Origin of the sequence: Bradyrhizobium genosp. SA-3, from assembly GCF_004212635.1 — a bacterium.
GTDB lineage: Bacteria > Pseudomonadota > Alphaproteobacteria > Rhizobiales > Xanthobacteraceae > Bradyrhizobium.
Map to the genome: position 1 here is coordinate 34,340 of NZ_PSRT01000042.1, position 10,452 is coordinate 44,791.

The window sequence follows — 10,452 nt, forward strand, 5'->3', positions numbered from 1 at the left end:
CGTTACCTCCGAGAGTTACGCACGTTTCGACAACGTGGAGGAATACTTTGAGCCTACTTATCGACTACTTCCCCTGCCCTCGTTGCGGCACCAAGTCTCGCTTCAAGCATCGCGAGGTGCTCGCTGCCAAGTCTGAGACTTGGTACGGCTGCCGCAACGATAACTGCCGCCACCATTGGAAGCTGCTGGTGATGGACGGGCAAGATCCGAAGATCGTTGCGGAGTCGCCCGCGCATGAGCCGGCACGGCGAGTGCTGGAGCATCGTGCCGGAGGCACGGTCAACATGGGTTGCCCGCGGTGCGGACGTTACGGCACGGTCAAAGCGACCGAGCGGCGTATGGATAACGCGACGGTGCGGCGGCACAAGTGCCCGACCGATGGGTACTACTTCAGCTGCACTGACGCTGACGGGCGCGTTGAGATCACCAAGCTGCGACCGAACATGAAGGTGCGGGACGCGGCGTAGCGCACTCACGCGCGCACCATCACACCATTTAACCCTCGGAGGTAACCGATGCTCAGCACCATGAACCCGATGAACGACGTCATCCGCGAGCTCAAGAACGGTCGGCTGATCGAGTCGATCAAGCTGTTCCGCCAAGCCTATGGCGTCGGGCTCAAGGAAGCCAAGGATGCCGTCGAGGCGATCCGCGAAGGGATGGGGCTGGTCTGCACGGGCGACGGCGAGTACCTCATCGTCACCCGCTACCACGACTGCGACCCCGACTACTCCGTGTCTCGCGACTGGACCAAAGAAGTCGCGCTGGCGGAGGCGAGGTCTCTCTGCGAGCATCGCCACGAGATCATCGTCGCCAAGGTCGTGGCGAAGTCGGTCACCACCCGCGCCATGAAGGAAGTGGCTTAACCTGGAGAGGTAACATGAGCGCACGCAAAGTCGGCGGCATCTGGTTCTTCAAGCTGTGGCGGTTGCGGGTTAGCTTCTGTGTGGCGCGCACTCACACCGCCGCCCAATAGGACCATAACACCATGTCACCTTCAGACATCGCCAGCATGACCGACGACGAGTGTTTGGTCGCTGCGATGCTGCTTGGGTTGGACTGGCGCCGATGGGCGAGCACGAAAGGCGGCACGTTCAATACTACCCGCCAAGATCTACGCATGGGCCGTCGTTTCGCAGTAGACAAATACGACGCCGCTCGCATGTTCCTCAACGAGCGCGCAACACCATCTAACCCTCGGAGGTAACCGTGACCGACAAGGAATTCGACGCGACCGCCAAGAGACTACAACGGTCCGTCGACGACCTTCTGAAACTGTCTCGGTATCAGCTGTGGGCTGACGACGCCGAATCTATCGCGGAGATGCTCCAGCAGCTTGTCGAGCGGATGAAGGCCCGATGACCGAACCATCCGACGATCAGATCATCGCTGATGCGATGTTGTTGGGCGGAGAGTTTGAGGGGGAAGACCTCATGTACTCTTGCACTATCCCCGGTGCCAACTCGTCGATGTTCTACAAGTTTCGCGCCCGCGCTGCTTACTGGGCTCTCCACCATGCCGGCTATCATTACGTCGACGGCACGCTGACTAAGCGCCGCTAGGTCAAGCGAAGCGCGACCGCAAGTAGCCGCGCGCACTCACGCGCCACCCCAAACATTTTCAATCTCTGAGACACACGCGAAACCCTGGACGGTTATCGCGGGTGAAAGCACGTCGAAACTACACCGCTCCATTACCCACGGAGGTAACAAACTATGAGTTCACTGGTGCACGACACGACCAACGATAACCGCCTGAGCGACTTCAACGCGCAGGTCCGCGAGCTCGGACGCGATGCAGCTGCGGGGAAAGACTCGCTTCCCAACCTGGCGATGGCGTTCGCCCGCGCTGTCGTCGATGGCGTGATCGATCCGGCGAAGGACGCATCGGGGAAGGACGGCGCCGCGCGCGTGTTCGATCTCTACGCGCAGGCCGAGGGCAAAAAGGCGGTGCATGACCGCACCGAGGGCGGGCTCAAGGCCAACGTGTCCAAGCTGCGCCAGATCCAGAACGCCGCGAGCAACCCGAAGTGGGACTTCGTGGACGTACTGAACCGGGCGCACACCATCCGGCAGGACTACAAGCGCGTCGACATCGACGTGAAGCCGGCCTACGCCGCGTTCGTTGACGTGGCCCGCGAGCAGCAGAAGTTCGACGACGCGCTGACCGACATGCAGCTCGCCGACATCGTGAAGAAGGGCGAGAGCAGCAAAGAGGTGACGCTGGAGGGCGAGCTCAAGCGCATCCAGAAGCGCGTGGAGAAGGTCATCTCCGGCGAGCTCAAGGACCACACCGGCGCGCCCCTGAAGGACCAATCGCCCGAGCTCATCCAAGTCTCGGAGCTCATCGCGCAGCGCCTGGCTGCGCTCATGACTACCAAGCAGGACGAGGAAGACGAGAAGGCGCTCGCCGAGATCATGGCCCGCCGTGCCAACCGTGGCGCGCTGATCGAGGCGCACGCGGCGTAACCCGCCCGAGTAACACCAACATCGCGGGTACCCCCAACCCCCAGCCCGCGATCAGCCGGCCGCAGCATCAACCTGCCCCCATCAGGGCTGCGGCCGGCGACCCTAACAACGCGCGCACTCACGCGCATCTGGACCATCGCACCATGCAACCCTACAAGCGCAGCCTCACTGAATACGCCGACATCACCGGCCTACTCGCTTGCTGCGACCACAACGAGGTCATTGCGCTCGCCATGCTGGCTGGAGCGGACCTCGGCGGCTCGGACGAGTTTGGCTATCGCTGCCACCCGAACGCCATGCTTCGCATGTCGCGCTCCAGAGCTGCGGCCGACTTCCTCATCGGATGCGACATCCCGCTTACCTCACAGGTAACGACATGACACGCGAAGAGCTCGCGAAGCGACATAGAGAATATCAGAGCGAGTACGGCGAAGGGCTCGTCACGCACATCGACAAGATCGAGCGACATCAAGCGCCGTCCGCCGTGGATATCCTCGTCACTCAGGCGCTGCTCTCTGGCGCTCGGTTCGAGAAGACCGAAGACAGCGAAGTTCAGTACCGGCTGTTCATCGGCGAGTACGACGCAGGCGGATGGATGAACCGCACGCGCGCCGCCCTGGCAGCGAACCTGATCCTTGGCGTCCCGCTACCCGAGAAGGTAACACCATGAAACCATCCTGCAACAACTGCCGTTGGGCGATCATGCGGGACTACGGCTACTCGAACTACACGGTCGAGGGAACGACGTTCAGCTGTGCCCAACGCCTGCACCCCGGTGGTGACTTCGATCGCTGGTACGGCAGGGACGAGCGTCTGGAGCATGCACATAAGTGCGAGAAGTACGGCGAAGGTGAGCCGCTGGAGTTCGACGTGGACGGCGAGAATTATCCGAACGGGCTCACGCCGGACCAGCGCGCCACGTTCGAGCTCGACATCACCTTTCAGATGCTGGAGGGGAAGGTCGGATGACCGAAGAGGAAGGCAACTACTACATCACCCTCGCAACGTTGCATGGTCCGAGCACTGTCGACGATCTCGAAGGCGGTACGTCGGAACGCGGCACGCACGACCCGCTTACCTTCTCGCTCGGCGGCGTCGATGAACCTGAGTACTGGTGGGTCTTCCGCGACGCCTACGTCACACCCGACGAGCGTCTGTGCAGAAGAAACTTCGACACGCGCGCCGAAGCCGCGCGTCACTACTGCCTGCACTACGGCCTGATCAAACCATAGGACCATCGCATGCGCCGCTTTTTCTACAATTACCTCGCGCGCCCGCTGGCGTGGGCGATCCCGATGGGCCTCATCATCGCGCTCCTCGGACTACCGCTCTTCAAGTTCTGGGTCGCGCTGTGGTCGGCGATCCTGCTGGATGTGCTGGTCAACTTCCTCTTCCCCGCGTGGAAGGCTACCCCGAAGGGTAACGAGAATGCCCGACGTTGATGACGACACCTGCATCACGCTGGCGATGTTGCACGGCTGCCAGTTCCACAACGTCGGGGATACGGATTGGTACGTTCATGACGACGGCGACAACCTGCATCCGCTGGAGCTCAAGCGATACGACGCTTGGGAGAAAAACATGCTGCACGGTCGGCGGCACTGGTGTTGGGCGTCCCGCGAAGAGCTCGCACGCGACTACTGCAAATTTCATGGGCTGATCTGATGAACGCCATGCCAAGGGACCACCAGAAGATGCTCGACACCTGCCGGTCGCAGGGTCTCATCAACGAGAGCAACGAGCTGACTGACGCCGGGCATGATTATGTGCGCGCACTCATGGCCCGCATCGAGCACCACCGCCGCACGTCCGACGGCAAGAAGGATCAATATCTGAGGCGCGCATGACCGACGAAGAGTGCATCGCGACGGCTTTACTGCACGGCGCTAAGATCTGGCCTTCGGGGCAGGAGTTGCAGGAACGAAACCGCCGCTACGGTGGCGAGAAAGGCACGCATCCAATCTACGTCATCGACCGTGGCTTTCATGAGCGGATGCCGTGCGTATACGACGACCTGAGGCCGGCTTACAACGAAGCAAAAACAGCCGGGGAAGCCGCCCGTGCCTACTGCATCCGCCACAACCTCATGAGGTAACGATGGCTCGCCAGCCGTATTACATCGTCGTGTGTAAGGATCGCGACATTTACGTGCTCGCGACCAGCCGTCACTTCCGTACCTACACCGACGCGCAGCTCTACACCCAAAGCCTCGCCATCACGCGCGAGCCGATCATTGTGATGATTGATTAACATGACAGCACCATCGGATGACGACATCGCGGACATCGCGCTCGCCCAGTTGCTGGGCGGTAAACTGTATCGCTCTCAATTCATGCCCGGATGGAAGTTTTCCCCGACGCTCCGCGCCGCGGATTACAACGTCGGGTGGGATACCGAAGGCGACGCAGCACGCGGTTACCTCGAAGAGTACCGCACAGGCGAATCAGCGACAGCTCCGCAGTACAGATCATGACCACACCATCGGATGACGAGTGCATCGCACTGGCGCTGTTGCACGGCGCGGACATCAGCGAGCACTACGGGAAAGGATACGTGAACGTAACTAGATCGGACGATCCCGTCGCGTTGCAGAACCGTGAAGCGAACGGGCGGTTTGGATTCGACTCACGAGGCGCAGCGGCGCGAGCCTACTGCGAATACCACAACCTGATCGGAGACACCCATGAACGTAGCCCCGAACTTCGGAGCGGACACGCCGCCTGAGCAGGTGACGTACCAGGCGATCGCCGCACAAATCCGATCGCTCAACCCGCGCGCACTCACGCCGGCGTCACTTGAGGACGTCATCCTCATGATCGAATGGATGCAGGAGGAAACCATCAAGCGCGACGAAGAGCTTACTCGCAGGGGTAACGAGCTCACACAGCGCGAAGCGGAGCTTCAAAGCTGGGAAAAGAGATTGCAGATCAAGCAGCGCGCCGTGGATGCCGTGCTCAAGCGCGCTCCCGATGGGCGGCGCTACTGGTGGTTCGGGAGGAAGGGGTCGTGACACTGGTTCGGGAGGTCATCCAGCAGTTTAAGGACGAGGACGGCCACCTCAGCGGTGGGTTGATCGCCGTCGGGCGCGGCGCGCTGTACATCGAGCAGGATGACCGCGGCTTTGACTTCTGGCTGTACCCAAAGGGCCACCAGGGCAGTGGGAGGTGGGAGAGCATCGCCGCCGAGCATATCGATCAGCGGCTGTTGCGGACTGGCATGGATGAGTTCGAAGCTCAGTTGCTTCTCGACTATTACCTGGAAGGTAACGATGAAGACCGAAACCAATTTTGACGAGTTCTGCCCCTGGCCGTTCTGGCAGCCCTATGGGCTGGTCGAGCGGCCGGTGGTGAAGGCGAAGAAGCTGCGCAAGCCTCGCCGCCCGCGCGCCGCCACCAAGGCACTGTTCACCAACGCGCTGTTCAAGCCGAAGGTGATCCCGAACAAGAAGCGGAAGAACGTGCGCGGCAAGATCACACCATCTAACCCTGAGAGGTAATCATGGCGAAAGAGAAGATCGTCTGCTCAGAGTGTGGTGGCGAGAACGTATTAGCTGATGCGTGGGCGCGCTGGAACGTCGAGAAGCAGGAGTGGGAGCTCGACAACACGTTCGACAACAAGTTCTGCGAGGACTGCGACAGCGAGTGCAATGGTGACTGGGTAGAGATCGAAAATAAATAGCGCCGACCAACAAATATAACTTTCAGGCGACACAGAGGTAACCCTCGAAAGTTACTTCGGACTCCATCGAAACGGAGTCCAAACGATGCCCTCACAGAAAACGCTCGACCGCTTTGAGGAAGAGCGAGAGGCAAAAGTAATCCCGCTCACCGAGGGCCGCAAAGACGACCAAGGCAAAGACCCTTGGCACCTCGCACCCTGGGACGCTTTCCGCGCGATCACCAAAGTCCTCCGGTTTGGAGCCGGCAAGTATGCCCCCCGCAACTGGGAGAAGGGCATGGACTGGTCGCGCCCCTACTCGGCTCTCATGCGTCACATGACGTCGTGGTGGGAGGGCGAGAAGGCTGATTCCGAGACCGGCTTCTCGCATCTCTGGCACGCCGGCTGCTGCATCGTGTTCCTCATCGCGTTCGAACTGCGCGGTGTGGGCACCGACGACCGCCCCAAATAACAACTTCCAACCTTGGAGTGAAGTAACGTGCCCATCCCAGTGACCATCACTGACCGCTTCCGCGCGGCTTGGACTGCGTTCAAGCAGAACACCAAGCCCGATCCCGATGCGCTGAACAACTATCTGGCGCAGCGTCGTGCCGAGCGTGAAACCTCGCTCAACAAGCTCGAGCCCTACGACAAAGCGCTTGTGGCTTCGATCGCCGGCGACACCGCCAACGCCGATCGGTTACTCGATCAGGTAATGCCGGCCGTCGAGCGGCTGGAGCTCGAGGACCAGGCGCGGGTGATGATGCACATGTGTCAGCACAATCCCCGCATCATCACGACCACGCCGGTGCGGATGTGGGTGACCAAGCGCGACAACCTTCGCTCGCTGGCGACGCTGATCGCCCGCAAGGAAGAGATCGTGGTGGTCCGCTGATGGTGTTTGCGTTCAACCCCGACGACCGCCCCGCAAGGATCTTTCGTTACGTCCCGCCGGGCACGCTCCCATCGAGGGACATCATCTCGATCTACGACAAGGAGAACAACCTCCTGATCATCGACAAGGCGAACTTCGAAGTGCTCACGCCCGTGCAGAAGCATCTCGTGCTGCGTACGCACGAGCCCTGCATCGAGGTCGATTACTTCAAGAAGTACCGAGTTTGGGGGCTCGCCGCTTAGGCCGCGCGCACTCACGAACGACCCTACCCTCACCCACAACTGGAGACTGGACTATGAAGCTCAACGACGTCGTCAAGCGCATTCCCGGCTGGTACAAGGCCGGTCACTCGATCTACCTGAAGTCGCCGCCCGGCCGCGGCAAGACCACGGTGCTCGCGCTCTCCTCGACGATCTTGTCAAAGGCGCTCGGCGGCAACTACGGCCACGTCATCATCAACGGACCGCTGCTCACGCCGGGCGATGCGGTCGGGTACCTGATCCCCAAGCATCACGACAACGGCCGCGTCTCGTCCGTCTACACCGAGCCGTTCTGGTTCGTTACCGACCAAGGTAAGCACATCACCGACTACGACGGCGGCATCATCATCGTCGACGAAGCCGACAAGATGGACACCGACGTCAAGAAGGTCATCGGCGAAGCTGCGCTGTCCGGCCGGCTGGGGCCGCATCGGCTACCGAAGGGCTGGGTGGTCTGGATGGCGGGCAACCGCGCGCAGGATCGCTCCGGGTCCACGAAGGAGCTCGATCACCTCATCAACCGCCGCATGGAAGTGGACATTCAGGACGACATCGAGTCGTGGCTGGACTGGGCTTCGAACAACGGCATGTTGCCGCTGACGCAGGCGTTCGCGGCGCAGAACCCGCAGATCGTCTTCACCGATGGCGTGCCCGACAAGCAGGGTCCGTGGTGCACGCCGCGCTCGCTGGCGATGGCGGACGAGTACATTCGCGCGGTGACCGGCAACACGGGGGACATTCCGGAAGATCCGCTGCTGGTCGAGGAGATCGCCGGCAAGATCGGCACGGGTCCGGCGACGCAATACTTTGGCTTCGTGCGCCTGGAGCGCGAGATGCCGAAGTTCGAGAAGATCATCGCCGACCCGACCAAGGTGAAGACCCCGGAGAAGCCCGACGCGCAGATGCTGGTGGTCTACAACCTGGCGCACCGCGTCGACGCCAAGACCATCAAGCCGGTGATCACTTATGTGGAGCGCATGCCGAAGGAGTTCGCGGTGACGTTCGCGAAGGCCGCCTGCAAGCGCAACCCGGAGCTGGTCATCGATCCGGCCATGCGCGAGTGGTCCACCAAGAACGCCACCCTGATGGCGGCGCTGACTGCCTAACGCCCGGCCGGCGTAGGGGCGCCGAGAACAGCTCCCGAGTTCGGCGTGTGCGAACTCGGTGCCCCGCTTCTTTCCTGACACCCAACCGTAACTCTGAGAGGTAACGATCATGGCCCTTGGCGAATGGAAGATCACTGTGCGCGTCGACTTCGCGACGAAGCAACAGGAAGAGACGTTCACGAAGTTCATGAAGAGCCTCGCCAAGAGCGCCAACTCCACGGTCGCGCTGCTCGCTGACAAGCGCAAGCCGCAGATCGCGTTCGAGTACGGTGACATGTTCGCCGGCTCCGAGCAGATCGAGCTGTGGACCGAGGGCGATGAAGGAGAAGAGGCGTGAACTACGGCGGCAGCGGCGATCCGATGGCGGCTTTCCCGAAGCTCGGTTTCCCGGAGGAAGTTAAATTTAAGTGGGAGCGCAGCGAAACCTATCACTACTACGCTTGCCGTCCGATTCCGACGCGTCCTGAACTCGCTGTAGCAGTTTGGGCCGGCGGCACGAGCTTCTGGGTTTCACTGTATCGCCTGAGATCGTCCGCCGAGGCGCTTCACTATCACGCCTTCACCGGTGCGGACGAGCTCGAGATGATGCGCGCCGAAGATCCCCTGCAAGTGCAGGGCATCATTTTTCACCTGATCCAAAACCACCTACCCCGAGAGGTTACTTCCAATGCAGCTTGAAGCCTGCGCACTCACGGCCGCCCAAGAGAAACTCTGGAGCGATACTCGCGTCGCGCTCCTGTGGCACTGCCCAGCGTTCAGTCACATCTTCTACACGATGCTCGACAATGCCGGCTCGAAGCATGTGGCGATGTTCACCAAGGACGTGCCCATTGCGGCGACCGACGGCGTGAACCTGCTCCTCAATCCGGAGACGTTCTTCAAGTACAATCTCAATGAGCGCATCTTCATCTGCGCCCACGAGATCATGCACTGCGTCTGGAACCACTGCGGCCTGATGCACGGCTTCCAGCGCCGCGGCAAGATCTCCTACCCCGACGGCACGGAGCTCCCCTACAACCAGGAGACCATGAACGTTGCCACCGATCTGGTGATCAACGACCTGCTCATCGAGTCCAAGATCGGCGCCTACAACAAGGACTGGCTGCACGACAAGCAGTACGCGGTCAGCACCGACTCGGCGATCGATGCCTACAAGAAGGTGTTCCAGCAGCAACAGGGCGGCGGGAAAGGCGGCGGCAAGGGCAACGGTCAGGGACCGTCTGGTAGCGGCTTCGATCAGCACCTGGCGCCGGGTACCTCGCAGGGTAAAGACCCATCGACGGCGACCGCCGAGCGCAATGACCTGAAGTGGCAGACGGAAGTTGCTGCCGCTGCGGCCGCTGCGAAGGCGCAGGGCAAGCTGCCGGCGGGTCTCGAGCGCTGGTTCGGAGAGATCCTCAACCCGCAGGTCGACTGGCGCGACAAGATCGCCGCCCTCTTTGCGAGGAAGGTCGGCTCGGGCTCGTACAACTGGCAGAAGCCCGATCGCCGCCTGATCGTGCGGGACATCTATTACCCCGGAAGGTCAGGCTTCGGCTGCGGCACCGTGGTGATCGGCGTGGACACGTCGGGAAGTATTGGCCCGAAAGAGCTCGACATGTTCTTCGCGGAGATGGCGGGGATCTTGGAGGACTGCCGGCCGCAGAAGCTGGTGGTCATGTGGTGCGACGCGCAGATCGGCCGCATCGACGAAGCCGAGGAGCCCAGCGACCTCAACGTCATCCGCGCCAAGGGCGCACCGGGTGGCGGTGGCACCAGCTTCGTGCCGGTGTTCGAAGAAATCTACAAGCTCGGCCTGGAGCCCGATGCCCTGGTGTATCTCACCGACGGCATGGGCACCTTCCCAAGCAAGGCGCCGAGCTATCCCGTGATTTGGGGAAATATTTACCCGCAGTCGAAGTACCCCTTCGGCGACGTGGTGGATGTTCCCAAGCAAGCTGCCTGAGGGGGCTGCAAACCTTTCCCCGCAGCCGGGTGGCAACGGGCGAGCGTATGCCCTCAGAGGGTACGGACATCCTCTCTGAACGGCTAGGCGACAACAAGGCGGAGCTCCTGTGCCCCCTCAA

General features: G+C 61.4%; 26 protein-coding genes. All 26 read left to right on the top strand.

Annotation, left to right across the window (positions count from 1 at the left end; all coding sequences use genetic code 11):
- The first annotated feature begins 47 nt into the window (after positions 1 to 47).
- The 26 genes from CWO91_RS16600 to CWO91_RS16715 all read left to right on the top strand — a co-directional run bounded on the left by CWO91_RS16600 (position 48) and on the right by CWO91_RS16715 (position 10,331).
- Entirely contained in the window at positions 48 to 467 is a 420-nt protein-coding gene (locus tag CWO91_RS16600) for a hypothetical protein (RefSeq protein ID WP_130214430.1), read from the top strand.
- Between the two features lie 48 nt (positions 468 to 515).
- A complete protein-coding gene (locus CWO91_RS16605) occupies positions 516 to 866 on the top strand; it encodes a hypothetical protein (protein WP_130214432.1) in 351 nt (116 codons plus the stop codon).
- Positions 867 to 1,209: 343 nt separating this feature from the next.
- Complete coding sequence (locus tag CWO91_RS43000; RefSeq protein ID WP_165405501.1) at positions 1,210 to 1,362, top strand: hypothetical protein; 153 nt, start codon at positions 1,210 to 1,212, stop codon at positions 1,360 to 1,362.
- Entirely contained in the window at positions 1,359 to 1,562 is a 204-nt protein-coding gene (locus CWO91_RS16610; RefSeq protein WP_130214434.1) for a hypothetical protein, read from the top strand. The genes CWO91_RS43000 and CWO91_RS16610 overlap by 4 nt, the downstream gene beginning before the upstream one ends.
- Before the next feature lie 153 nt (positions 1,563 to 1,715).
- Positions 1,716 to 2,468: a hypothetical protein gene (locus CWO91_RS16615; protein ID WP_130214436.1), complete on the top strand. Its 753-nt coding sequence runs from the start codon at positions 1,716 to 1,718 to the stop codon at positions 2,466 to 2,468.
- A gap of 143 nt (positions 2,469 to 2,611) precedes the next feature.
- Positions 2,612 to 2,848, top strand: coding sequence for a hypothetical protein (locus tag CWO91_RS16620; protein WP_130214438.1), 237 nt, complete (start codon positions 2,612 to 2,614; stop codon positions 2,846 to 2,848).
- Positions 2,845 to 3,138, top strand: a complete 294-nt coding sequence (locus CWO91_RS16625) for a hypothetical protein (protein ID WP_130214440.1) — start codon at positions 2,845 to 2,847, stop codon at positions 3,136 to 3,138. Before CWO91_RS16620 ends, CWO91_RS16625 begins: the two co-directional genes overlap by 4 nt.
- Positions 3,135 to 3,437 (top strand): hypothetical protein, encoded by a 303-nt coding sequence (locus tag CWO91_RS16630; RefSeq protein ID WP_130214442.1) that lies wholly within the window; start codon positions 3,135 to 3,137, stop codon positions 3,435 to 3,437. Before CWO91_RS16625 ends, CWO91_RS16630 begins: the two co-directional genes overlap by 4 nt.
- Positions 3,434 to 3,700, top strand: a complete 267-nt coding sequence (locus CWO91_RS16635) for a hypothetical protein (protein WP_130214444.1) — start codon at positions 3,434 to 3,436, stop codon at positions 3,698 to 3,700. The genes CWO91_RS16630 and CWO91_RS16635 overlap by 4 nt, the downstream gene beginning before the upstream one ends.
- A gap of 9 nt (positions 3,701 to 3,709) precedes the next feature.
- Positions 3,710 to 3,910 carry a hypothetical protein gene (locus CWO91_RS16640; RefSeq protein WP_130214446.1) on the top strand — a complete coding sequence of 67 codons (201 nt, stop codon included), beginning with the start codon at positions 3,710 to 3,712 and terminating at the stop codon, positions 3,908 to 3,910.
- Positions 3,897 to 4,133 carry a hypothetical protein gene (locus CWO91_RS16645; protein ID WP_130214448.1) on the top strand — a complete coding sequence of 79 codons (237 nt, stop codon included), beginning with the start codon at positions 3,897 to 3,899 and terminating at the stop codon, positions 4,131 to 4,133. The genes CWO91_RS16640 and CWO91_RS16645 overlap by 14 nt, the downstream gene beginning before the upstream one ends.
- Positions 4,133 to 4,315, top strand: a complete 183-nt coding sequence (locus tag CWO91_RS16650) for a hypothetical protein (protein ID WP_130214450.1) — start codon at positions 4,133 to 4,135, stop codon at positions 4,313 to 4,315. The genes CWO91_RS16645 and CWO91_RS16650 overlap by 1 nt, the downstream gene beginning before the upstream one ends.
- Positions 4,312 to 4,563, top strand: coding sequence for a hypothetical protein (locus CWO91_RS16655; protein ID WP_130214452.1), 252 nt, complete (start codon positions 4,312 to 4,314; stop codon positions 4,561 to 4,563). The genes CWO91_RS16650 and CWO91_RS16655 overlap by 4 nt, the downstream gene beginning before the upstream one ends.
- A 2-nt stretch (positions 4,564 to 4,565) precedes the next feature.
- Positions 4,566 to 4,718 carry a hypothetical protein gene (locus CWO91_RS43005; RefSeq protein ID WP_165405502.1) on the top strand — a complete coding sequence of 51 codons (153 nt, stop codon included), beginning with the start codon at positions 4,566 to 4,568 and terminating at the stop codon, positions 4,716 to 4,718.
- A 1-nt stretch (position 4,719) separates the two neighbouring features.
- Positions 4,720 to 4,941: a hypothetical protein gene (locus CWO91_RS16660; RefSeq protein WP_130214454.1), complete on the top strand. Its 222-nt coding sequence runs from the start codon at positions 4,720 to 4,722 to the stop codon at positions 4,939 to 4,941.
- Between the two features lie 210 nt (positions 4,942 to 5,151).
- Complete coding sequence (locus CWO91_RS16665) at positions 5,152 to 5,478, top strand: hypothetical protein (protein WP_130214456.1); 327 nt, start codon at positions 5,152 to 5,154, stop codon at positions 5,476 to 5,478.
- Positions 5,475 to 5,759, top strand: a complete 285-nt coding sequence (locus tag CWO91_RS16670) for a hypothetical protein (protein ID WP_130214458.1) — start codon at positions 5,475 to 5,477, stop codon at positions 5,757 to 5,759. The genes CWO91_RS16665 and CWO91_RS16670 overlap by 4 nt, the downstream gene beginning before the upstream one ends.
- Positions 5,737 to 5,964, top strand: coding sequence for a hypothetical protein (locus CWO91_RS16675; RefSeq protein WP_130214460.1), 228 nt, complete (start codon positions 5,737 to 5,739; stop codon positions 5,962 to 5,964). Before CWO91_RS16670 ends, CWO91_RS16675 begins: the two co-directional genes overlap by 23 nt.
- 2 nt (positions 5,965 to 5,966) lie before the next feature.
- A complete protein-coding gene (locus CWO91_RS16680; protein ID WP_130214462.1) occupies positions 5,967 to 6,146 on the top strand; it encodes a hypothetical protein in 180 nt (59 codons plus the stop codon).
- Between the two features lie 85 nt (positions 6,147 to 6,231).
- Positions 6,232 to 6,597: a dATP/dGTP diphosphohydrolase domain-containing protein gene (locus CWO91_RS16685; protein ID WP_130214464.1), complete on the top strand. Its 366-nt coding sequence runs from the start codon at positions 6,232 to 6,234 to the stop codon at positions 6,595 to 6,597.
- Between the two features lie 27 nt (positions 6,598 to 6,624).
- Entirely contained in the window at positions 6,625 to 7,020 is a 396-nt protein-coding gene (locus CWO91_RS16690; protein ID WP_130214466.1) for a hypothetical protein, read from the top strand.
- Positions 7,020 to 7,262: a hypothetical protein gene (locus CWO91_RS16695; protein WP_130214468.1), complete on the top strand. Its 243-nt coding sequence runs from the start codon at positions 7,020 to 7,022 to the stop codon at positions 7,260 to 7,262. The genes CWO91_RS16690 and CWO91_RS16695 overlap by 1 nt, the downstream gene beginning before the upstream one ends.
- A gap of 53 nt (positions 7,263 to 7,315) precedes the next feature.
- Positions 7,316 to 8,386 carry a hypothetical protein gene (locus CWO91_RS16700; RefSeq protein ID WP_130214470.1) on the top strand — a complete coding sequence of 357 codons (1,071 nt, stop codon included), beginning with the start codon at positions 7,316 to 7,318 and terminating at the stop codon, positions 8,384 to 8,386.
- A gap of 109 nt (positions 8,387 to 8,495) precedes the next feature.
- Complete coding sequence (locus tag CWO91_RS16705) at positions 8,496 to 8,723, top strand: hypothetical protein (RefSeq protein ID WP_130214472.1); 228 nt, start codon at positions 8,496 to 8,498, stop codon at positions 8,721 to 8,723.
- Positions 8,720 to 9,064 (top strand): hypothetical protein, encoded by a 345-nt coding sequence (locus CWO91_RS16710; RefSeq protein ID WP_130214474.1) that lies wholly within the window; start codon positions 8,720 to 8,722, stop codon positions 9,062 to 9,064. The genes CWO91_RS16705 and CWO91_RS16710 overlap by 4 nt, the downstream gene beginning before the upstream one ends.
- Complete coding sequence (locus tag CWO91_RS16715; RefSeq protein ID WP_130214477.1) at positions 9,054 to 10,331, top strand: vWA domain-containing protein; 1,278 nt, start codon at positions 9,054 to 9,056, stop codon at positions 10,329 to 10,331. Before CWO91_RS16710 ends, CWO91_RS16715 begins: the two co-directional genes overlap by 11 nt.
- The last annotated feature ends 121 nt before the right edge of the window (positions 10,332 to 10,452 follow it).

Coding starts and splice junctions, on each gene's coding strand:
- CWO91_RS16610 (WP_130214434.1), top strand. CDS start 1,359: ATGACCGAACCATCCGACGATCAGATCATCGCTGATGCGATGTTGTTG.
- CWO91_RS16635 (WP_130214444.1), top strand. CDS start 3,434: ATGACCGAAGAGGAAGGCAACTACTACATCACCCTCGCAACGTTGCAT.
- CWO91_RS16645 (WP_130214448.1), top strand. CDS start 3,897: ATGCCCGACGTTGATGACGACACCTGCATCACGCTGGCGATGTTGCAC.
- CWO91_RS16620 (WP_130214438.1), top strand. CDS start 2,612: ATGCAACCCTACAAGCGCAGCCTCACTGAATACGCCGACATCACCGGC.
- CWO91_RS16665 (WP_130214456.1), top strand. CDS start 5,152: ATGAACGTAGCCCCGAACTTCGGAGCGGACACGCCGCCTGAGCAGGTG.
- CWO91_RS16640 (WP_130214446.1), top strand. CDS start 3,710: ATGCGCCGCTTTTTCTACAATTACCTCGCGCGCCCGCTGGCGTGGGCG.
- CWO91_RS16655 (WP_130214452.1), top strand. CDS start 4,312: ATGACCGACGAAGAGTGCATCGCGACGGCTTTACTGCACGGCGCTAAG.
- CWO91_RS16675 (WP_130214460.1), top strand. CDS start 5,737: ATGAAGACCGAAACCAATTTTGACGAGTTCTGCCCCTGGCCGTTCTGG.
- CWO91_RS16695 (WP_130214468.1), top strand. CDS start 7,020: ATGGTGTTTGCGTTCAACCCCGACGACCGCCCCGCAAGGATCTTTCGT.
- CWO91_RS16605 (WP_130214432.1), top strand. CDS start 516: ATGCTCAGCACCATGAACCCGATGAACGACGTCATCCGCGAGCTCAAG.
- CWO91_RS16630 (WP_130214442.1), top strand. CDS start 3,135: ATGAAACCATCCTGCAACAACTGCCGTTGGGCGATCATGCGGGACTAC.
- CWO91_RS16680 (WP_130214462.1), top strand. CDS start 5,967: ATGGCGAAAGAGAAGATCGTCTGCTCAGAGTGTGGTGGCGAGAACGTA.
- CWO91_RS16660 (WP_130214454.1), top strand. CDS start 4,720: ATGACAGCACCATCGGATGACGACATCGCGGACATCGCGCTCGCCCAG.
- CWO91_RS16615 (WP_130214436.1), top strand. CDS start 1,716: ATGAGTTCACTGGTGCACGACACGACCAACGATAACCGCCTGAGCGAC.
- CWO91_RS16705 (WP_130214472.1), top strand. CDS start 8,496: ATGGCCCTTGGCGAATGGAAGATCACTGTGCGCGTCGACTTCGCGACG.
- CWO91_RS16650 (WP_130214450.1), top strand. CDS start 4,133: ATGAACGCCATGCCAAGGGACCACCAGAAGATGCTCGACACCTGCCGG.
- CWO91_RS16625 (WP_130214440.1), top strand. CDS start 2,845: ATGACACGCGAAGAGCTCGCGAAGCGACATAGAGAATATCAGAGCGAG.
- CWO91_RS43005 (WP_165405502.1), top strand. CDS start 4,566: ATGGCTCGCCAGCCGTATTACATCGTCGTGTGTAAGGATCGCGACATT.
- CWO91_RS16715 (WP_130214477.1), top strand. CDS start 9,054: ATGCAGCTTGAAGCCTGCGCACTCACGGCCGCCCAAGAGAAACTCTGG.
- CWO91_RS16700 (WP_130214470.1), top strand. CDS start 7,316: ATGAAGCTCAACGACGTCGTCAAGCGCATTCCCGGCTGGTACAAGGCC.
- CWO91_RS16685 (WP_130214464.1), top strand. CDS start 6,232: ATGCCCTCACAGAAAACGCTCGACCGCTTTGAGGAAGAGCGAGAGGCA.